We start from the raw sequence: 19,690 nt of genomic DNA, 5'->3' as shown, positions 1-19,690 counted from the left end.
ATAGCTGAACCTCACCCGCTGCCGCCGCGTACCTCCGACCATGCACAGGCTTTTGCGAGGCGAGCTGTTCATGCTCGGTGGCTTCGTCCTGGCCGCCGCCGTGACGATCGTGCTGGTCATGCCCCCGTCGATCGATCCGGCGGCCGCCCAGTTCACGCAGACGTCCGCGGGACCGCTCACCGCCGCGGACCGCGACCTGCTGGTCAAGGTCCGGCAGGCCGGTCTGTGGGAGATGCCCGCGGGCGACATGGCCCAGACCCGGGCCGAGTCGCAGCGGGTCAAGGAGGTGGGCCGGCTGATCATGGAGGATCACAAGAAGCTGGACGCCCTGACCGTCCAGGCCGCCAAGAAGCTCGGCGTGGTCATCCCCGACGAGCCCAACGCCGACCAGCAACGCTGGCTCGCCCAGCTCGCGGCGGAGAGCGGCCCCGCCTTCGACAAGGACTACGCGAACCTGTTGCGTGCCGCGCACGGCAAGGTCTTCACCGTCGTGGCCGGCGTACGGTCCGGCACCCGCAACACCGAGATCAGGAAGTTCGCCCAGGAAGGCATCAACTTCGTGATGCGCCACATGGCCCTCCTGGAGTCCACGGGCCTGGTCGACTTCCAGCAACTCCCGGAGCCCGCGACGCCCTCACCTGCACCACCCGTCGCTCTGGCGGTCGACACGAGGAGACACTAAATGACGAGTTCCAGACGCATGGCCGCGGCCATGTCCGCCTTGGCCGTGGTGGCTAGCGGGCTGGTGTCCGCGGCCGTCATCGGCGTCGCCCCCGCACGCGCCGACCACTGCGACCCGGCCGAGCAGCCCTCGCAGGGTCAGCAGCAGAACAACAACCGGCAGCAGCGCAACGGCGACCAACAGGGCCAGGACGACCAGCAGGACCAGAACCAGAACCAGGACCAGGATCAGGGCCAGAACCAGAACCAGGACCAGGGCCAGAACGACCAGCAGCAGAACGACCCGCAGAACGACGGCCGGCAACAGGGCGACCAGCAACCGAACGGCGACCAGCAGCAGGGTCAGGACCAGCAGCAGGACGGCGACCAGCAGGCCCCCCAGGGTGGCGCCAGGCTGCTCGACCCGGCCGCGTCCCCCGAGGACGCCCCCGAGGCCGCCCCCGAGGACGAGCAGACCGCCTCGACCTTCTCCCGCCGCCGCAACAACCCCACCAGGACCGCCACGCCGGTCCCCACCCGGAACAACCCCGGCGGCGGCAACGCCTCGCCGACCGCCTCCCCCACCGGCACGGCCACGAACGACCCCGACGAGGCCGCCTGCGCCGACCTGGGCCCGTTCCCCGAGGACTTCGTCGACATCCGCCAGGTCGCGCCGCAGCGCGTGAACGTGCGCTTCAACCGCAACGGCTCCCGCGGCACCTTCGTCTCCCAGTGCGGCAGGAACGAGAACAGGCACAACAACCCCGACAACTTCATCGTGGCCCCCGGCGTGAGCAACGGGGCGCACCACCTGCACGACTACGTGGGCAACCTGTCGACGGACGCCTTCTCCACCGACGAGAGCCTGGCCGCGGCGGGCACGACCTGCCGGCTGGGCGACAGGTCCACCTATTTCTGGCCGGTGCTGCGCAACCGCAAGGTCGACGCGAACACCAACGACCCGGACGGCAACGTGGGCCAGCAGCTGACCGCCCGCGCGGTGCAGCTCCAGTTCCGCGGCAACGCCGGCTCCCGGGTGGTCGCCATGCCGAGGTTCCTGCGGATCATCACCGGTGACGCCAAGGCCGCGACCAACGGCCCGGCCAACGCGAAGGCCGCCTGGTCCTGCACGGGATTCCAAAATCGCATAACTACCGACAAATATCCGCTTTGCCCGCGCGGCAGCCTCGTCCTTCGTATTCTGGACTTCCCGAGCTGCTGGGACGGACAGAACACCGACAGCGCCAACCATCGCACGCACGTGGTCTTCCCCGACCAGAGCGGTGCCTGTCCGCAGGGCACGCGAGCCATCCCGCAGCTCCGCATGACACTCGCCTACTCGGTTCCGCAGGGTCCCTCGTACGCGCTGGACGCCTTCCCCGAGCAGAAGCACAACCCGGTCACGGACCACGCAGACTTCGCCAACGTCATGCCCGACCGGCTGATGCAGACCGTCGTCTCCTGCATCAACCGGGGCCGCCGTTGCTGACCTGAGAACCGCGCCCGCGAAGGGTCATCCGCCTTCCGAGTCGCACCCTCACCCGACCTTGGAGGGAAACAGATGCTCCACAGACGACACCCCCGGCACCACGCGACCCAGCTGGACACCCGAAGCGTCCGGCTGGGAGCCAGCGCCATGGTCATGGCGCTCCTGCTGTCGGCGTTCGCGCTGACCAGGACGGAGCGTGGCATCGAACTGCTCGGCCGCGGGGTCGGCTTCCTCGAGTTCTACGCGGGCGTGTTCGCCCTGGTGCTGCTGACCGCGACGGTCGCGCTCGGCATCATCACCACCGAGCGCGTCTTCCTCTCGCCGGCGAACCGGGTCCGGGCGCAGCTCGCGCACCGGGCCACCGCCCTCATCGGGCTGGCCTACCTGATCACGCACGTCTCCCTCATGATCAGCCTCGGCCACATCCCGCTGGGGGCGGCGTTCGTGCCGGTGGCGGGGATCTACGTGGCCCTCGGGACGGTGGCGCTCGACCTGATGGTCCTGGCCGTGGTCACCGGCATGATCCGGGGGCGCTTCGCGACGCGGAACAGGCCGTGGATGTGGCGGGTCATGCACTCCGCCGCGTACCTGGCCTGGCCCATCGCGATCATGCACGGACTCACGGCCGGCCGCCCGGCGGCCGGCTGGGTGGCCTGGTCGTACGTGGCCAGCCTGGCGGCGGTCGGCGGGGCGCTGATCGTGCGCGTGCTGGCCTCCCTCCGCCGCCCGCCCCAGGTGGCGGAGCGCGTCGAAGGACCCGCGGTGACCGCTCCGGCGGCCGTGGGCGTGCCCGCCGAGCGGCCGCGGCGGGTCGTGGCGGCCAACGCGGCAGCAGGCAACGCAGCCGCCGCCGCGGCGGCGAGGAACGCGCCGGTGAGCCTCGCGGAGGCTCGCCGCAGATATCGGGAGGCCGGTTGAGCAACTCGACTGTCATCACGAAGGAGCGACCGTGATCCCGGCCAGAGTGCCCAGGGTGTTGCGCATGGGTCCGGCCCGGCTGACCGCCGGGCTGGACCACTGCCGTCGACTGGACCTGCCCGCCCACCGCACCCTCCACGGCCTCGTGGAGCCGCGCGAACTGGGCGAGCTCATCTCGTACGCCAACGAGGTGGACATGCGCGGACGCGGCGGCGCGGCCTTCCCGTTCGCGCGCAAGCTGCGGGCCGTGGCCGACGCGGCCGGCTCGAACGGCGAGAGCGTCGTGCTCGTCAACGGCGCCGAGGGCGAGCCGGCCAGTTCGAAGGACGCCATGCTGCTGACCCGCAACCCGCATCTCGTCCTCGACGGCGCGGTGCTGGCCGCCGAGGCCCTGGGGGCGAGGGAGGTGGTGGTCGCGACGGCCGGGGGCGAGGTGGCCGAGGCGTCCGTCGCCGCCGCGGTGGCCGAGCGCCGGGCGGCCAACGTCTCAGGCGGGGCCGAGAGCCGGGTGCCGATCCGGGTGGTCGGCATCAAGGAGCGCTTCATCTCGGGCGAGGGCGGCGCGCTGGTCAAGGCCGTCAACGGCGAGGAGGGCATCCCGCCGGGCCGCAAGAAGCGGGCCGCGACGAGCGGCGTGGACGGGCTGCCGACGCTGCTGTCCAACACCGAGACGTACGCGCAGCTCGCGCTGCTGGCCGAGTGCGGCCCCCAGAAGTACGCCGCCGTCGGCACCGCCAAGGAGCCGGGCACGATCCTGCTCACCGTGAGCGGCGGCGCCGCCGAGGGGGCCGTCATCGAGACCCCGACCGGCGCCCTGCTGGCCGACGTGCTCGCCATGTGCGAGGCCGACATCGGCGACGGGGTGCTGATCGGCGGCTACCACGGCGCGTGGCTGTCGGCCGACGCGGTCGAGACGGCCGTGATCTCGCGCGAGGGCATGAAGGCCGCCGGCGCCACGCTCGGGGCGGGCATCATCGTGCCGCTGGGCGAGTCCACGTGCGCCCTGGGCGAGGCGGCCCGGGTCGCGTCCTACCTGGCCGGAGAGTCGGCCGGGCAGTGCGGCCCCTGCCGGCTCGGCCTGCCGGACATCGCCAAGCTGATGAACGCGCTGGTCGAGGGGTCCGGCTCGGTGGACGCGGTACGCCGGGCCGTGCGGCTGGTCGAGCGGCGGGGCGCGTGCTTCCACCCCGACGGCACGGCCAAGTTCGTGCTGTCGGCGCTGGACGCCTTCGAGGCGGAGATCGCGCTCCACCTGGAGCACGGCTCGTGCGGGCGGCCGGTGCGCGGCGTCATGCCGATGCCCGAGCGCGCGGCCGAGCTGGAGTACCGCCTGGAGGTGGACTGGTCGCGCTGTCAGGGCCACGGGCTGTGCGCGCACCTGCTGCCGGAGTTCGTCGAGCTGGACGACTACGGCTTCCCGTCGTTCCGCAACGTGCCGGCGTGGATGGCCAAGGAGGCGCGGCGGGCCGTGGACATGTGCCCGGCGCTGGCCCTGCGCCTCGCCGGCACGACCGGGGACGGGCACGGGCCTGGCCCGTCGAGGTCGACCGGGTCCCCGCTCCGGCTGGTCAAGGACGGAGTGATGAAGGCGGCGAGCGTGCCCCGGCTGGCCCGGGCGGGCGCAGGAGGCGGCGCGGCCGGCTGACGGACGCATGACGCACGGCGCATGACGCACGGCGCACGGCGCATGGCGCACGGCGCATGGCGGGTGGCGCACGGCGCATGGCGGGTGGTGGTGGTGGCGGGCGGTGGCCCGGCCTTTTGCCACCGCCCGTACGCCGCGCGCTCGCCGGGTGGCGGTTCAAGGAATGGGCCAGACGGGCCGCGACAATAGACGCCAACATGTCCGATTATTTCGCGGAAAATGCGTATGTGAATTAGTTCCGGTGATGCCGTTTCTGCCGGTAGATCTTGCCGCGCACGTACACCGGATCGCCGATCTTGACCAGCTCGAACAGCCGCTTGGAGACCGTTATCGGCACCCGGACGCAGCCGTGCGAGGCCGGCCGCAGCGGCACCTGCGTCGAGCCGTGCAGGGCGATCCCGCCGACGAAGTAGAGCGAGTTGAACATCGAGCCCAGCCGCCCGGTCGTCCAGCCGGGCGCGCGGCTGGTGACCCGGAAGTCGCCCACCGGCGTGATCGCGGTCCCGCAGCGACCGTCCTTGCAGTAGCGCACCTCGGCGCCCGAGGAGATGTGCGAGGTGAGCACGGGGCGGCGGTTGCGGTAGACGGTGAGGAGCTGGTAGCTCAGGTCCACCTCGACCCGGTTCGCGGCACCCCTGGGCACGAGGGGCCGCTGGCGCGAGCGCCGGTCCAGCGCCTTCCACACCTCGGGGCCGACCGCGCCCCTCGGCATCATCCTGCGGGTCTTCTGCAACGCCCAGACGGCGAACTTGGTCTGCTCGTCGTAGACGCCGTTGTACCGGCCGAAGTAGAAGCCGCCCTGGTGGAGGCGGCGCTGCAGCGCCCTGACCTCCTCGCCGCGGTCGCCGGGCCGCAGAACGGTCACGGAAGCCGTTTCCTCCTCCGCTTCCTCGTCCGCCGCGGCCGGCGCACTCATCACCGTTGAAAAACCGCATAGCAGGATGAGAGCGGCTATTCCCCGTACCTTAGTCTTCATATAGCGCGCGTACCCGAATCATCGAATAAGCACCTTCTGGCTTCGGAAAATAAGTCGCGATCCTCCTATCTGCTCGGGGAAGATGTGGCGGTATGCGTAACTGGCCGTTTTTCGACCTGTCCATCACGACGCCGCGCCTCGTGCTGCGCGTCCCGTCCCTGGAGGATCTCGACGAGCTGGGCGACCGCGCCGCCGAGGGCATTCACGAGGACGGCTTCATGCCGTTCCTGTTCCCCTGGACGGACGGCGACCCCGCCGAGCGGGCCCGGAGGACCGCGCAGTACCACTTCCGCGCCTGGGGCGCGCTGACCGCCGACGACTGGGCGCTGGAGTTCGCCGTCCTGTACGAGGGCCAGGTCATCGGCACCCAGGGGATCCAGGGCAAGGACTTCGCCGTCACCCGCGAGGCGGGCACCGGCTCCTGGCTCGGCCGGCGCTTCCACGGCCAGGGCATCGGCACCGAGATGCGGGCGGCCGTCCTGCACCTGGCCTTCGCCGGGCTCGGCGCGCGCCACGCGGTGACGGAGGCGTTCGAGGACAATCACGCCTCGCTCGCGGTCACGCGCAAGCTCGGCTACCGCGAGGACGGCATCAGGATGCACGCCCGCAAGGGCGAGCCGGTCGTCACCCAGCGCTTCCGGCTGGCCGCCGAGGACTGGAGCGAGACCCCGGGCATCGAGATCCGCAACCTCGGCCCGTGCCTGCCGTTGCTGGGCCTCGACGCCTCCTGACCTGGCAACTTAGCCTGATTTATCGCCATTTCCGAGGACGTCCTATTCTAGAACGGAGTTCGAGCTGGAGGTGGCCGTGGTCACGGGTGTGCTGATCGACTGGGGCGGGGTGCTCACGACCAGCCTCGCCGACTCCATCGCCAAGTGGATCGAGGCGGACCGGATCGACGGCGCGCACTACCGCTCCGTCATGCGCGAGATGATCGACCACGCCTACGGCGAGGGCGCGGGCGAGAACGCCGTCCACGCCCTGGAGCGCGGCGAGCTCGACGGGCCCGCGTTCGAGCGCGACCTCGCCGCCCGCCTGCTCACCCTGGACGGGGTGCCGCCGGTCGCCGACGGGCTGCTGGAGCGCATGTTCGCCGGGTTCGAGCGGGTCGAGGCGATGCACGACATGCTGCGCGACGTCCGCGCCCAGGGCGTCAGGACCTGCCTGGTCTCCAACTCCTGGTCCCACACCTACCAGCGCGACGGCTGGGACGACATCTTCGACGCCGTGGTCATCTCCGGCGAGGTCGGCATGCGCAAGCCCGAGCCGCGCATCTTCCACCACGCGCTCACCCTGATCGGGCTGCCCGGCGCGGAGTGCGTGTTCATCGACGACATCGAAGCCAACATCACGGCCGCGCGGGCCCTCGGCATGGCCGGGATCCACCACCGCGACCCGGACACGACCATCGCGGAACTCGAGTCTCTCCTCCGCCTCACGCTGCGGCGGGCATGATAGGTGCCCTGCACGCCGGGCCGTTCCCGGCGGCCTGAAGCACGAAAGGTTCGTGATGCGCGTCTATCTGCCGTGCACCCTCCCGGCCCTGGCCACCGCGGTCAAGCTGGGAGAGCTGGGCCCGGCCCCGCTGACCGGCTACGCGGTGACCCCCGCGCTGACCGAGTGGTACGCCTCGGGCGACACCGAGGAGCTCGAGTACGTGGCGCTGACCGAGGCCGCCCGTGCCTCGCTGCGCCTGCTGGCGGCCGACCGCGCCGACGGCGTCCAGGCGCCGCCGCGCCGGGTGGTGATCGCCGCCGAGGTGCCGGAGGGCACCGCCAGAGCCGGCGCAGACCTGGAGGAACGCGCCCGCGTCCGGCTCGCGCAGGCGGTGCCGATGACCAAGGTGGCCGCCGTCCACATCGACGACGTGGGGGCCACCGCCGACATCGAGGCCGCGCTCGCCGCGCTGCCCGCCGCCGACGAGGGCGACGACGACGCCCGGTTCACGGTGGACGGGGCGGAGGCCCACGAACTCATGTGGTACGCCACCCAGGAGATCCCCGACCTGTTGCGATCATGACAAAGATCACAAAATCTTGACCGTTCCGCGCGGATTCTCGCTAATGTCCCGACGCAGCACTGTTTTTTGACACGAGGAGTCGATTCCAAGTGAAGCTTCGCGTAGCGGCGACCGCGATCGGGGCCGCGGCGGTCACCCTCCTGGCGGGCTCCCCAGCCCACGCACAGGCCGCGCTGAAGCCCTACGACCACCAGGACCCGTACCGCACCGGCTGCGGCAACTCGGCGCGCGTCGTGCGCACCGCCGCGATCAACAGCCGGGCCAACGGCAAGGTGGGCACGATCAAGCTCATGTGGTCGGGCAAGTGCAAGACGAACTGGACGGAGATCTTCACGGCCTCCTCCGCGTCGGGCACCATCCGCGTCTACCGCAACGGCGCCAGCGACACCTTCCGCTTCAAGAAGGGCAACGGCGGCCGGCACTGGGGCAACATGCTCTACGCCAACAACGTCTGCGCGTGGGGCAGCGTCACCGTGCAGTGGAACGGCGGCCGGGGCGGCCAGAACGGCTCCGGCGCCACCTCCAAGGCCTGCGGCTGAGCATCACCCCGGGCCGCGGCCGGACGGTCGTGGCCCGGGGCCCTCGCACGAGAATGTCGGCCCCGGGGCATAGGCTGGCCGCCAAATGACGAAACACATCATTTGGGACTGGAACGGCACGCTGTTCCACGACATCGACGCCGTGGTCGGGGCCACCAACGAGGTCTTCAAGGCGTACGCGCTGCCCGCCCTGACCGCCGACGGCTTCCGCGCCGTCTACACCCGGCCCATCTGGGTCGCCTACGAGCGCCTGCTCGGCCGGCCTCTGAACGAGGGCGAGTGGGAGCTGCTCGACGAGGGCTTCCACGAGCACTACTTCCGGCTCAGCGAGATCTGCGGGCTCGCCGCCGACGCCGAGACGGTGCTCACCGGCTGGACCGGCACCCAGTCGCTCTGCTCGATGGCCTCGCACACGCACCTGGTGCCGAAGGTGGACGCGTTCGGCATCACCCGGCACTTCACCCGGATCGACGGGCTGCACGGCGCCACCGGCGGCGAGAAGGCCGCCCACATGGCCGCGCACATCCAGGCGCTCGACGTCGACCCCGCCGAGGTGCTGGTGATCGGCGACAGCGTGGACGACGGGCTCGCCGCCCGCCACGTGGGCGCGCGCGCCGTGCTCTACACCGGCGGCATGTCCACCAGGGCCGAGCTGGAGGGCACCGGGCTGCCGGTGGTCGACACGCTGGCCGCCGCCCTCGACTTCGCCTGACCCGGGCCTACGGAAATCCGCGGGACGGCGGGCCTCGCGGGCGCGCCGCCCTTACCCTTGCAGTGTTCCTTCCAGGAGGCTGCCATCAACCGCCTTGTGCTGTGGAACGTCGACCTGACGCTGGTCGACGTCGCCATCGTGACCAGAGACGCCTACGCCGAGGCGTTCCGCGCCGTGACCGGCCGCCCGCTGGTCAAGCTCGTCCCGCCCATGGGCCGGCCCGACTCCGAGATCGTCTTCGAGACGCTCGCCGTCAACGGGGTGCGGGCCGAGGACGAGCATCTGCCCGGGTTCCTGGCCGCGCTGGCCACGGCCTTCGCCGCGCGCAAGGGGCGGCTGGCCAAGGAGGGGCGGGCGATGGCCGGGGCCAAGGACGCGCTGCGGGCCGTGTCCCGGCTGGACGGCGTGGCGCAGACCGTGCTGACCGGGACGATCAAGAGCAACGCGGTGCTCAAACTGAAGGCGTTCGGGCTGGACAAGTTCGTCGACTTCGAGCTCGGCGGTTACGGCGAGGAGCCCTACCCCAAGGCGACGCTGCTCCAGGTCGCCCAGGGGCGGGCCAAGGCGCGGCTCGGCACCGCCTTCACGGCGGACAACACCGTGGTGATCGGCGACTCCGTCCGCGACGTCCAGGCGGCCAGGATCGGCGGGGCGGCGATGATCGGCGTCGCCTCCGGCCGCTCGACGGCCGCCGAGCTCCGGGAGGCCGGCGCCGACCTGGTGCTCCCCGACCTCTCCGACGCCTCCGAGGTCGTCAACGCCGTCGCCGCCCTCACCGCCTCCGCCTCCCGCAAGGCGGGCTGACCTCAGCCGAGGGCCCGCAGGAAGCGGGCGGCGGCCGGCGCCGCCACCGCGGAGCCGGCGCCCCCGCCCTCGGCGATGACGGCGAAGGCCACGTCCCCCTTGTAGCCGATGAACCACGAGTGGGCGGGCGGCTCCTCTCCCGAGCCGTACTCGGCTGTGCCGGTCTTGCCCGCGGTGCCGGCCGGGAACCGTACGGCCTGCGCGGTCCCGTCGGTGACGACGGCGGGCATGAGGGTGCGCAGGGCGTCCGCCACGGCGGGCTCCAGCGGCCGGGGCCGGCGGTCATGGCCCGCGTTGTGCTCATCCAGCACGAGGCGGGGCGGGATCCACGCCCCCGACGCGATGGCGGCGGCGACGGAGGCCATGTTGAGCGGGCTCGCCAGCACCCGCCCCTGGCCGATGGAGGCGGAGGCGAGGTCGGTGTCGTCCTTGGGGTCGGGGAACTCGGCCCGCACGGCGGGCACGCCGGGCATGATCGGCGTGCCGAACCCGAAGCTGCGCGCGACTTCCCCCAGCCGCCCCCCGCCGAGCGAGGTCACGCTCATCTCGCCGAACGTCGTGTTGCACGAGTGCGCGAACGCCTCGCGGAACGTCAGCGTCCCGAAGTCCTCGAACCCGGCGTTGTGGAACGGGAAGCCGCCGATGTTCTTCTCGGCCGGGCAGGCGACCCGCTGCCCCGGTTTGACGCCGCCCGCGACCAGCGCCGACGCCGTCACGACCTTGAACGTCGAACCCGGCGGGTACTTCCCGAGCAGCGCCCGGTTGAACCCGCCCGGCTTGTTGACCACGGCCAGGATCTCCCCCGTGGAGGCCCGCAGCGCCACGAGCGAGGCCGGCTGGGTGACGTCCTCCAGCGCCGCCGCGCCCGCCCGGTGGACGGCGAGGTCGAGGGTGGTCTTGACGGGCCGTACGCCGTCGGCGGGCACGACGGTCCGCACCCGCTCGTCCCCCTGGTAGAGGTCGATGCGCACGCGGTCGCGGACCTTGAAACGGTCGGGGTGGGCCTGCTTGACGCCCTCGACGAGCTGCTGCACCGAGCCGGGCGCGTCCGGGGTGCTGACGGGCGTGCCGTCGGCGGCCAGCACCTGCGGCGGCTCGCCCTTCTCGCTCACCGCGCGCAGGGAGCGGCCCGGGGTGGCGAGCAGCGGGTGCAGGGCGGCGGGCGTCCAGGCGACCTTCCACGCGCCGCCGCGCTCGACCAGGCGCAGCCGGCCGTCGTACCTCCAGTCGCGCACGCCGGACAGCCTCGCGGTGAAGCTCAGGTAGCCCTCGTCGTCCGGCCCGTTGTCGGCGAAGGGCCCGGTGGAGATCGGCCGGTGGAACGTCGCCTGGGTGATTTTGAGATCGGTACGGAACCGCTGGAGCCGCTCCTCGAAGTCGGCGGGCGGGTCGGCGACGAGCTCCCGCATGGCGGCGTGGTCCGGCTCGCTCCAGGCCGCGAGGTAGCGGTCGGCGGTCTCCTCGGCCGACCCTTCGGTGCGCAGTGCCCAGATCACGCCGCCCGCGGCCACGAGCGGGACCAGGAGCACGGCGAGCAGCCAGGGCCAGCGGCGCCGGCGCCGCCTTGCGGGCTGCTCCGGCTGAAGATAGGCGTACTTTGCCCCCGTTTGTGGTGCCATGCGGCCGAGCAGACCAGAGCGGGAGCCATGATGTCCAATACCGATATGGGACTGCCATCCTTAGGGAAATGGATATAGCCCCTGTTCGCGGGCCTCGTCGGCGCTGCCAGGAGTGTCATGGTTCACCGCGGCGTCAGGCGCGCCCGAAGATGTGATCGCGTGTCCGTACGGCCCATGCATAAATGTAACCAGAACCGAAGTTAATGTAACCAGCGCATGGTGACATTTGCCTATGAGCCAGAGGATGAACGAGTTGGTCGCACGTCTCCGCACGGCCGGAGGCGACTACGACGATGTGGAGGTCAAGTCGGCGGCAGGAGGATTGCCGCAGTCACTCGCCTCAACTTTGAGCGCGCTGGCGAACCACCCAGGCGGCGGGACGATCATCCTCGGCCTCGACAAGGCAACCGGCTTTCGTCCGGTACGGCTTTCCGATCCGCAGGCTCTCAAGCAGGGCCTGGCTCACAAGGCCCGCTCGTTCTCGCCACCCGTCCAGCTGACGATCAGCGACGCGGAGCTGGATGGGGCGCCGATCATCGTCGCCAGGGTTCATGAATGCGATCCGTCGTCCAAGCCGTGCCGGATCATCGCGTCGGGCACGGCCTACATGCGAGGGTACGACGGGGACTTCCCCCTGTCGGATCTGGAGGAGCAGGCGTTCCTTGCCGCCCGGAAGCCGCCGCTCTTCGACCGACAGCCCGTGCCAGGGGCCACCCGCGAGGACCTGGACATCGACCTTGTCGCGGCGTTCCTGCGTTCGGTCCGCGAACGGGATCCCCACGGACTCGGCCGTTTCCCTGACGATGCCGAGTTGCTACGGCGTGCCGGAGTTACTCTGCCCGATGGCACGCCGACCGTCGCCGGGGTGCTGGCTCTCGGGGTTCATCCACAGGAGTGGTTTCCGCGCTTCGTCATCCAGGCTTCGGCAGAGCCATCGCCGACCGATCCCGCAGGATCGCGGGCTCGGAACCAGGTCACGATCACCGGGGCCATTCCACGGATGCTGGAGGAGGCCCTGGCCTGGGCACGGCGAACCTTCGACACCAGCGTCGTGTCAGCGCCGGACGGAACTGTCCGTGATCGCCCCGCCTACCCGTACATCGCCTTTCGCGAGATCATCGCCAACGCTCTCGTCCATCGCGACCTCGATCATTGGTCGGCCGGCATGGCCGTCGAGGTTCGGCTCCGTCGTGACCGGCTGATCGTCTCCAACCCGGGCGGCCTGTACGGCATCACGGTCGATCGACTCGGCCGAGATGCCGTCACCTCAGCACGCAATGCGCAACTCGTTGCGATCTGCCAGCACGCCCGCACACCGGAAGAAAACGCGCGAGTGATCGAGGCGCCGGCAACCGGCATTCCGACCGTGGCCGATGCCCTGGCAGAGGCCGGGCTTCCGCCTGCGCACTACATCGACGCCGCCATCCGCTTCACTGTCGTCCTGCGGCGGCAGGCACGCCCTGTGATCCGTCCGGGCGACGACCTCAACGAGACGGAGCTGCGCGTCTACGACGCCTTGGCCGCAGGGACACGCAGTGTCGCCGATCTCAAGCAGGAACTGAACCTGTCCGCGCCCAACATCCGCAAGGTACTCCGCGAACTGCGATCAAGAGGGCTCGTCGAGCAACTAGGGGGCCAAGGGAAGCCGACAACCTACCGAAGACTCCCGGAGTAGGGGATGTTGACGAAGAAGAAGTCCCTTTTGATATGAAACGCCGGAAATTACGAATCTCGATATAGTGCCTGTTCGTGGACCTCGTCCGGCACCTTCGCTACTTCATCGCGGTGGCCGAGGAACTCCACTTCGGGAACGCCGCGATCCGGCTCGGCATGGCCCAGCCGCCGCTCAGCCAGCGCATCAAGCGGCTGGAGGAGGAGCTCGGCGCCCGGCTGTTCGACCGATCGGCGCGGCAGGTGCGCCTCACCGAGACGGGGCGGCTGCTGCTCGGCGAGGCGCGTGAGATCGTCGCCCGCGCGGACCGGCTGCACGAGCTGGCCCGGCAGGGGCGGGGGGCGGTGCTCAGGGTCGGGGTTCCGCCCGACCTGGCCGCCGCCGTGATCGCGGCTCTGGTGGCCCGCTTCCGGGAGAGCCATCCGGAGGTGCGCCTCGCGCCGGCCGAGATATGGACCGCCGACCAGGTCGCCGCCCTCGCCGAGGGGACGATCGACGTCGGCCTGGTCCGGCACCCGGTCTCCGCGCCCGGCCTGCGCTTCGGCGAGATCCTCGTGCAGGCGCAGGGCGTGCTGCTGCCCGAGGGCGACCCACTGACCGGGGCCGGCGAGGTGCACCTGGCCGACCTCGCCGGGCGGGAGCTGCTGATGCCGCCGAAGGAGGGCGAGCCCGGCCTGCACGCCGAGGTGCTGGCGGCCTGCCGCCGCCACGGGTACGTGCCGCCGCAGGTGCACCAGGGCGCGGGCCTGGGGCTGGTGCTGGCGGGCGCGGCGGTCGCGTTCGGGCCGGAGGCGGAGGCGCCGGGGCTGGCGTGGCGGCCGCTGCTAGGCTCGCCGATCACGTCCCGGGTCTCCACGGCCTGGCGCGGCGAGACGGCCGCGGCCGGCGACTTCTCGGCCGTCGCCGTACGCACGTTGAAGGAGAGCGCCGGAATGACCGACGAGGGCGCGGTGCCGCCGCGGCGCGTCAGCCGCAGGCCGGGGATGCTGGCATGAGCGGGCCCGACTTCGAGGCGCTGTTCCGGGTGGCGGGGGTCACCGGCTGGCTGCACGCCGCCGACCTCGACACCGGGCGGGAGATCGGGCACGGGGCCGACGAGCCGCTGCCGATCGCGTCGATGTTCAAGGTGCCGCTGCTGGCCGAGCTCTGCCGGCAGGCCGACGCCGGGCTGCTCGACCCGGCCGAGCGGGTGACGGTGCCGGCCGGCGACCGGTCGTCGGGGCCGACCGGGATCTCGGCGATGCTCGACGACGTGACGATGTCGCTGCGGGACCTGGCGTACCTGATGATCGCGGTGAGCGACAACGCCTCGGCCGACGTGCTGCTGCGGCGGGTCGGCAGGGAGGCGGTCAACGCCATGCTGGCGTCGTACGGGCTGGACGTGACGCGGGTGCGGCGCAGCAGCCAGGAGATCAACGACAGCATGGCGGCCGACGCCGGGCACGGGTGGCCGTACCAGGATCCCGATGAGTTGTCCCGGATGCGCGCGTTCGACCCGGCGTGGGGCAACACGAGCACGCCGCGGGAGATGGCGCGGCTGTCCGGGCTGATCTGGCGCGACGAGATCGCCTCCGCCGCGTCGTGCGCGTGGATGCGCGGCGTGCTCAACATGCAGGTGTGGCCGCACCGGCTGGCCTCCGGCTTCCCGTACGACGACGTGGCCGTCAGCGGCAAGACCGGCACGCTGCCGACGCTGCGCACGGAGTCCGGCGTGGTCGAGTACCCCGACGGCGGGCGGTACGCGGTGGCGGTCTTCACCCGCTCCTTCTCCACCGCGCTGAACCAGCCGCGGGCCGACGCGGTGATCGGCACCGCCGCGCGTATGGCGGTGGACCACCTGAGACGCTAGCTAGTTATGTGGGGGGTACAGGTATGACTCTCCATGGATCGGGCGACAGGATGGGGCACATGGTTGCTGAGGGCGAGCTTCTCTGGGAGCCGGGCGAAGAGGTGGTCGCGCGGTCGGGGCTGACCCGCTATCTGGAGTGGCTGGGCAGGGCGGGCGAGGACTACGAGAGCGTGTGGCGCTGGTCCGTCGAGGATCCGGCCGCGTTCTGGACCTCGATCTGGGACCACTTCGGGGTGATCGGCGAGCGCGGCGACGGGCCGGTGCTGTCCGGCGCGATGCCGGCCGCCCGCTGGTTCGAGGGCGCCAGGCTCAACTACGCCGAGAACGCGCTGCGCCGCGACGAGGGCACCGCCGTGATCTTCGTCTCCGAGGACGGCGCCCGCCAGGAGCTGACCTTCGCCGAGCTGCGCGAGGAGGTGGCCCGGGTGCGGGCCGGGCTGGTCCGGCTGGGCGTGCGGCGGGGCGACCGGGTGGCCGGCTACCTGCCGAACATCCCGCAGGCCCTCATCGCCTTCCTCGCCACCGCCTCGCTCGGGGCGATCTGGTCGGCCGGCTCCCCCGACTTCGGGGTGCCGAGCGTCGTCGACCGGTTCAAGCAGATCGAGCCCAAGGTGCTCATCGCGGTGGACGGCTACCACTACAACGGCAAGAGCTACGACCGCTCGGCCGCCGTCAACGAGATCGCCGCCGCGCTGCCCTCGCTGCGGGCCACCGTCTGGATCCCCTACCTGGCCGCGGCCGGGGACGGCCGGGCGCCGCAGCGGGCCGAGCCCACGTCCCCGCACACGCTGGAGGTGCCGCACGGCGAGGTGATCGGCTGGGAGGGGCTGCGGGCGGAGTCCGCGCCGCTGGAGTTCGAGCGGGTGCCGTTCGACCATCCCCTGTGGATCCTCTACTCCAGCGGCACGACCGGGCTGCCCAAGCCGATCGTGCACGGCCACGGCGGCATCGTGCTGGAGCACCTGAAGTCGCTCTCCTTCCACCAGGACCTGGGCGAGGGCGAGGTGTTCTTCTGGTACACCACCACGGGCTGGATGATGTGGAACTACCTCGTCGGCGCCCTGCTGGTGGGGGCCACGGCCGTCCTGTACGACGGCGCGGCGACCCATCCCTCCCCCGCCGCGCTGTGGCGGATCGCCGCCTCGGAGGGGGTGACGTACTTCGGCACCGGGGCGCCGTACATCATGGCCTCGCTCAAGGCCGGGATCGAGCCCGAGGGGCTGGAGCGGCTGCGCGGGGTGGGCTCCACGGGCTCGCCGCTGCCGCCCGAGGGGTTCGCGTGGGTGGCCGGCGCGCTGCCGGGGGTGCCGGTCGGGTCGTTCTCCGGCGGCACGGACGTGTGCACCGGCTTCGTCGGGGCGACCACGCTGCACCCGATCAGGGCGGGCATCATCCCGTGCCGGTCGCTGGGGGCGAAGGTGGAGGCGTACGACCCGGCGGGCAAGCCGGTCGTGGGCGAGGTGGGCGAGCTGGTGATCACGCAGCCCATGCCGTCGATGCCGGTGATGTTCTGGAACGACCCCGGCGGCGAGCGCTACGCCGAGAGCTACTTCGACGTCTACCCCGGCGTGTGGCGGCACGGCGACTGGATCAAGATCAACGAGGACGGGAGCTGCGTCATCTACGGCCGCTCCGACTCCACGCTCAACCGCGGCGGCGTACGGATGGGCACCAGCGAGTTCTACCGGGTGGTCGAGCGGTTCGAGGAGGTCGCCGACAGCCTCGTGATCGACACGGGGCAGCTCGGCCAGGAGGGCCGGCTCCTGCTGTACGTCACGCTGGCCGAGGGCGCCGAGCTGACCCCGGAGCTGGAGCGGGCGCTGTGCGGCGCGCTGCGGCAGGAGCTGTCGCCCCGCCACGTCCCGAACGAGATCCGCGTGGTCCCCGGCATCCCGCGCACGCTGTCGGGCAAGAAGCTGGAGGTCCCGGTCCGCAAGATCCTGCTGGGCACCCCCGTCGAGCAGGCGGCCAACCCGGACGCGATGGCGAACCCGGAGGTGCTGCGGCACTTCCGGCCCTGATCCCGCGCCTTGATCGACTATTGACGCGCCGCCGTCCCTGAAATAACGTCCTGGCACCGCTTAAAGCGCCGAAGACCTGGGGCGTACGGAGGTGCAGCTCCTCGCCAAGCAGCTCGGCAACAAGGGCAGGATCGCGATCCTGTCCGCCACGCCGAACGCGACGAACCAGAACACCTGGATCGAGTTCATGAAGGACGAGCTGAGCAAGCCCGAGTACAAGGACATGGAGCTGGTCAAGGTCGCCTACGGCAACGACGACGACCAGAAGTCCTTCACCGAGACGCAGGGGCTGCTGCGCTCGTACCCGGACCTCGCGGGCATCATCTCGCCGACCACCGTGGGCATCGCGGCGGCGGCCCGGTACCTGTCGGACTCGCCGTACAAGGGGAAGGTGAAGCTGACCGGGCTCGGCACGCCGAACCAGCTCCGCAAGTTCGTCAAGGACGGCACCATCGAGGCGTTCGAGCTGTGGAACCCGGCCGACCTCGGCTACCTCGCCTCGTACGCCGCCGCGGCGCTCGCCTCCGGGCAGATCACCGGCGCGGAGGGCGAGACGTTCAAGGCGGGCAAACTGGGCGAATACCCCGTCGGGGCCAAGGGCGAGGTGCTGCTCGGCAAGCCCACCGTGTTCGACAGGTCCAACATCGACGACTTCGACTTCTGACCGTCACGTCGAGCTCAGGCCTGTCCAGGCGGCCTTCGAGGTGAGCCGGCGGCGATCGGGGCGCACCTTTCGGCAGCCGAGGCTTGGAGGAGGGTGAGGAAGGCGGCCAGCGCCGGATGGTCAGCGGCGTACTCCCTGACCACGACGTAGATCTCGCGGCGCGGGACCGGGCGGGTGATCGGCCGGCAGGTCAGATTGCCCGTGGGGATGGCGCCCAGGGCGAGCTGGGGGAGCACGGTCACGCCCAGCCCGGCCGCGACGAAGGCGACCGCCGAGGAGTAGTCGTGGGCTTCCACGACGAAATGCGGGCTGAACCCGGCGGCCCCGCAGGCGTCGAGGACGATTTCGCGGCAGAGCGTGCTGGGCCACTCGTTGTCGATCCACGGCTCACCGGCGAGCCGGGCCAGATCGACCACCTCCACCTCGGCGAGGGGATGGCTGGACGGCAGTACGACCACGTAGGGATCGTCGAGCAGATGGATCGCGCGGAACCCGGCGGGCACCCCGGCGGTGCCGGGGAGCACCACGATCTCGGCATCGGCGCCCTCATTGTCGAGGCCCTTGCCGAGCCGCAGTTCCACCCGCACATCCGGGAACCGGCGGCTGAAGTCGGCCATGATCGGCGGGATGAGCACTGCTCCTGCCGTGGCGAAGTAGCGGACGACCAGTCGCTGGGTCTTGCCTGCGCGCAGGTCGGCGAGGGCGGTCTCGGCCGCGGAGATCTGACTTTGGATCCGCCCGGCATGGGCGGCGAGCAGCCGTCCCGCCTCGGTCGGCCGGATGCCCCGGCCGATCCGCTCCATGAGCACTGTGCCGGTCTCACGCTGCAGGGTGGCCAGGTGCTGGCTGATCGCCGAGGGGGTGTAACCCAGGTGCGCGGCAGCGGCCTGAATCGAACCGGTCTCCACGACGGAGCGGAGCACCATCAGCCGGTGAACGTCGAGCACGGGCCGATAATACACTGAAACTTAATCGTCATTAAGAAATCATCGCTTGTGCTGATGGTTCCTCGGGCGACAGGCTGGGTCGCATGAATCAGCAGGTCATCCGCCTGGGCATCATCGGCTTGGGCGCCATGGGTTCTGAAATGCTCGGCATCGCGACCGGCCATCCCGAGTTCGAGACCGTGCTGACCGCCGACCCGGTCCGACTGGCACCCGATGGCGTCCCGCACACGCCGGACGCCCAACGCGTCATCGACCACCCGGACATCGACGCGGTCTACATCGCCTCACCGCCCTCGACCCACGCCGGCTACGCCGTCCAGGCGATGAAGGCGGGCAAGGCCGTCTTCTGCGAGAAGCCGCTCGCCATCGACCTGGACGAGGGCGCTGAGATGGTCTCGGTCGCCGCGGAGCTGGGGTCGGTGAACGCGCTCAACTTCGTACTGTCCGACCGTGCCGCCGCGGTCGAGGTCGGCCGGGCGCTGCGCGCGGGGGAGGCCGGGACGGTGCTGGGCGTGGAGGTCCGGTTGCTCTTCCCGGAGTGGCCGCGCGCCTTCCAGCGCGCAGCCGGTTGGGTGGCCGGGCGGGAACAGGGCGGGTTCTTGCGCGAGGTCGCCTCGCACTTTCTCTTCCTGACCGACCGCCTGCTGGGCCCGCTTACCCGGTCGCACGCCCAGATCACCTACGGGCCTGCCGCCGAGACCGCGGCGGACGTGCTGCTGACGGCAGCCGACGCCGTGCCGGTGCGAGTGTCCGGACAGGTGGCCGCCGGGCCGGAGAGCTATGAGTGGACGCTGTACGGCTCCCGGGCCTCCTACCGAATCACCGAGTGGGGACGGCTTTTCGAAGGCGATGGGTCCGGCTGGCGAGAGGTCACGCTGGATGGTCCGCGGGGTGATGAGCAGACCCGGCTGACCGAGTTCGCCAGAGCGGTCCGAGGCGAGCAGACCACACTGGCCGACTTCTCTGCCGGGCTGCGAGTACAGCGGCTCATCGAGGGCTTCCACCTGTGAAGGCGATCGTCGTCTCTTCGCTCGGTGGCCTGCCGGTCCTCAAGTTCCGCGAAGTGGAGACGCCCCCGCTGACCCGCGACCAGGTGCCGGTCCAAGTCACCTGTGCCGGGGTCAGCCACGTCGACATCCACCAGCGCCCAGGAGC

19 protein-coding genes are annotated in these 19,690 nt (G+C 71.1%); 16 read left to right on the top strand and 3 right to left on the bottom strand.

The window, feature by feature from the left end; translation table 11 throughout:
* Window positions 1-40 precede the first annotated feature (40 nt).
* The 4 genes from Nocox_RS06440 to Nocox_RS06425 all read left to right on the top strand — a co-directional run bounded on the left by Nocox_RS06440 (window position 41) and on the right by Nocox_RS06425 (window position 4,712).
* A complete protein-coding gene (locus Nocox_RS06440) occupies window positions 41-682 on the top strand; it encodes a DUF4142 domain-containing protein (protein ID WP_020541420.1) in 642 nt (213 codons plus the stop codon).
* On the top strand, window positions 683-2,149 hold the full coding sequence (locus tag Nocox_RS06435; protein ID WP_026213960.1) for a DUF1996 domain-containing protein: 1,467 nt from the start codon (window positions 683-685) through the stop codon (window positions 2,147-2,149).
* Window positions 2,150-2,221: 72 nt separating this feature from the next.
* Window positions 2,222-3,067, top strand: coding sequence for a ferric reductase-like transmembrane domain-containing protein (locus tag Nocox_RS06430; protein ID WP_157382851.1), 846 nt, complete (start codon window positions 2,222-2,224; stop codon window positions 3,065-3,067).
* A gap of 31 nt (window positions 3,068-3,098) precedes the next feature.
* Complete coding sequence (locus Nocox_RS06425; protein ID WP_343224366.1) at window positions 3,099-4,712, top strand: NADH-quinone oxidoreductase subunit NuoF family protein; 1,614 nt, start codon at window positions 3,099-3,101, stop codon at window positions 4,710-4,712.
* Between the two features lie 232 nt (window positions 4,713-4,944).
* Here Nocox_RS06425 and Nocox_RS06420 read toward each other — a convergent pair whose 3' ends face one another.
* Window positions 4,945-5,577: a L,D-transpeptidase family protein gene (locus Nocox_RS06420; RefSeq protein WP_020541416.1), complete on the bottom strand. Its 633-nt coding sequence runs from the start codon at window positions 5,575-5,577 to the stop codon at window positions 4,945-4,947.
* A gap of 203 nt (window positions 5,578-5,780) precedes the next feature.
* Between Nocox_RS06420 and Nocox_RS06415 the strand changes: the two genes are divergently transcribed.
* From Nocox_RS06415 to Nocox_RS06390, 6 genes are all read left to right on the top strand, one after another.
* Window positions 5,781-6,419, top strand: coding sequence for a GNAT family N-acetyltransferase (locus tag Nocox_RS06415; protein ID WP_020541415.1), 639 nt, complete (start codon window positions 5,781-5,783; stop codon window positions 6,417-6,419).
* A 70-nt stretch (window positions 6,420-6,489) separates the two neighbouring features.
* Complete coding sequence (locus tag Nocox_RS06410; RefSeq protein WP_020541414.1) at window positions 6,490-7,143, top strand: HAD family hydrolase; 654 nt, start codon at window positions 6,490-6,492, stop codon at window positions 7,141-7,143.
* A 55-nt stretch (window positions 7,144-7,198) separates the two neighbouring features.
* Window positions 7,199-7,708, top strand: a complete 510-nt coding sequence (locus Nocox_RS06405) for a DUF6912 family protein (RefSeq protein WP_020541413.1) — start codon at window positions 7,199-7,201, stop codon at window positions 7,706-7,708.
* Window positions 7,709-7,797: 89 nt separating this feature from the next.
* Window positions 7,798-8,247, top strand: a complete 450-nt coding sequence (locus tag Nocox_RS06400; protein WP_020541412.1) for a DUF2690 domain-containing protein — start codon at window positions 7,798-7,800, stop codon at window positions 8,245-8,247.
* 85 nt (window positions 8,248-8,332) lie between these two features.
* On the top strand, window positions 8,333-8,959 hold the full coding sequence (locus Nocox_RS06395) for an HAD family hydrolase (protein WP_020541411.1): 627 nt from the start codon (window positions 8,333-8,335) through the stop codon (window positions 8,957-8,959).
* 96 nt (window positions 8,960-9,055) lie between these two features.
* Window positions 9,056-9,763 (top strand): HAD family hydrolase, encoded by a 708-nt coding sequence (locus tag Nocox_RS06390; protein ID WP_020541410.1) that lies wholly within the window; start codon window positions 9,056-9,058, stop codon window positions 9,761-9,763.
* Between the two features lie 2 nt (window positions 9,764-9,765).
* Here the strand turns inward: Nocox_RS06390 and Nocox_RS06385 are convergent, their stop codons facing one another.
* Window positions 9,766-11,382: a penicillin-binding transpeptidase domain-containing protein gene (locus tag Nocox_RS06385; RefSeq protein ID WP_084685364.1), complete on the bottom strand. Its 1,617-nt coding sequence runs from the start codon at window positions 11,380-11,382 to the stop codon at window positions 9,766-9,768.
* Between the two features lie 244 nt (window positions 11,383-11,626).
* Between Nocox_RS06385 and Nocox_RS06380 the strand changes: the two genes are divergently transcribed.
* From Nocox_RS06380 to Nocox_RS06360, 5 genes are all read left to right on the top strand, one after another.
* Window positions 11,627-13,057 (top strand): ATP-binding protein, encoded by a 1,431-nt coding sequence (locus tag Nocox_RS06380; RefSeq protein WP_026213955.1) that lies wholly within the window; start codon window positions 11,627-11,629, stop codon window positions 13,055-13,057.
* 74 nt (window positions 13,058-13,131) lie between these two features.
* Window positions 13,132-14,049, top strand: coding sequence for a LysR substrate-binding domain-containing protein (locus Nocox_RS06375; protein WP_020541407.1), 918 nt, complete (start codon window positions 13,132-13,134; stop codon window positions 14,047-14,049).
* Window positions 14,046-14,903, top strand: a complete 858-nt coding sequence (locus Nocox_RS06370) for a serine hydrolase (RefSeq protein ID WP_020541406.1) — start codon at window positions 14,046-14,048, stop codon at window positions 14,901-14,903. The genes Nocox_RS06375 and Nocox_RS06370 overlap by 4 nt, the downstream gene beginning before the upstream one ends.
* A 59-nt stretch (window positions 14,904-14,962) precedes the next feature.
* Window positions 14,963-16,924, top strand: coding sequence for an acetoacetate--CoA ligase (locus Nocox_RS06365; RefSeq protein ID WP_020541405.1), 1,962 nt, complete (start codon window positions 14,963-14,965; stop codon window positions 16,922-16,924).
* Window positions 16,925-17,015: 91 nt separating this feature from the next.
* Complete coding sequence (locus Nocox_RS06360; protein ID WP_020541404.1) at window positions 17,016-17,588, top strand: substrate-binding domain-containing protein; 573 nt, start codon at window positions 17,016-17,018, stop codon at window positions 17,586-17,588.
* Window positions 17,589-17,602: 14 nt separating this feature from the next.
* Here Nocox_RS06360 and Nocox_RS06355 read toward each other — a convergent pair whose 3' ends face one another.
* Complete coding sequence (locus Nocox_RS06355; protein WP_020541403.1) at window positions 17,603-18,535, bottom strand: LysR family transcriptional regulator; 933 nt, start codon at window positions 18,533-18,535, stop codon at window positions 17,603-17,605.
* Window positions 18,536-18,618: 83 nt separating this feature from the next.
* Between Nocox_RS06355 and Nocox_RS06350 the strand changes: the two genes are divergently transcribed.
* Window positions 18,619-19,545, top strand: coding sequence for a Gfo/Idh/MocA family protein (locus Nocox_RS06350; RefSeq protein ID WP_020541402.1), 927 nt, complete (start codon window positions 18,619-18,621; stop codon window positions 19,543-19,545).
* The last annotated feature ends 145 nt before the right edge of the window (window positions 19,546-19,690 follow it).

Origin of the sequence: Nonomuraea coxensis DSM 45129 (assembly GCF_019397265.1) — a bacterium.
Lineage (GTDB): Bacteria > Actinomycetota > Actinomycetes > Streptosporangiales > Streptosporangiaceae > Nonomuraea > Nonomuraea coxensis.
The sequence above is the reverse complement of the archived record's forward strand: the minus strand, read 5'-3'. Positions and strand labels throughout refer to the sequence as shown.

Bases quoted from the DNA above. Each gene is read 5' to 3' on its own strand.
- Nocox_RS06395 (WP_020541411.1), top strand. From the start codon at position 8,333: ATGACGAAACACATCATTTGGGACTGGAACGGCACGCTGTTCCACGAC.
- Nocox_RS06365 (WP_020541405.1), top strand. From the start codon at position 14,963: ATGGTTGCTGAGGGCGAGCTTCTCTGGGAGCCGGGCGAAGAGGTGGTC.
- Nocox_RS06405 (WP_020541413.1), top strand. From the start codon at position 7,199: ATGCGCGTCTATCTGCCGTGCACCCTCCCGGCCCTGGCCACCGCGGTC.
- Nocox_RS06350 (WP_020541402.1), top strand. From the start codon at position 18,619: ATGAATCAGCAGGTCATCCGCCTGGGCATCATCGGCTTGGGCGCCATG.
- Nocox_RS06370 (WP_020541406.1), top strand. From the start codon at position 14,046: ATGAGCGGGCCCGACTTCGAGGCGCTGTTCCGGGTGGCGGGGGTCACC.
- Nocox_RS06430 (WP_157382851.1), top strand. From the start codon at position 2,222: ATGCTCCACAGACGACACCCCCGGCACCACGCGACCCAGCTGGACACC.
- Nocox_RS06415 (WP_020541415.1), top strand. From the start codon at position 5,781: ATGCGTAACTGGCCGTTTTTCGACCTGTCCATCACGACGCCGCGCCTC.
- Nocox_RS06385 (WP_084685364.1), bottom strand. From the start codon at position 11,382: ATGGCACCACAAACGGGGGCAAAGTACGCCTATCTTCAGCCGGAGCAG.
- Nocox_RS06435 (WP_026213960.1), top strand. From the start codon at position 683: ATGACGAGTTCCAGACGCATGGCCGCGGCCATGTCCGCCTTGGCCGTG.
- Nocox_RS06380 (WP_026213955.1), top strand. From the start codon at position 11,627: ATGAACGAGTTGGTCGCACGTCTCCGCACGGCCGGAGGCGACTACGAC.
- Nocox_RS06440 (WP_020541420.1), top strand. From the start codon at position 41: ATGCACAGGCTTTTGCGAGGCGAGCTGTTCATGCTCGGTGGCTTCGTC.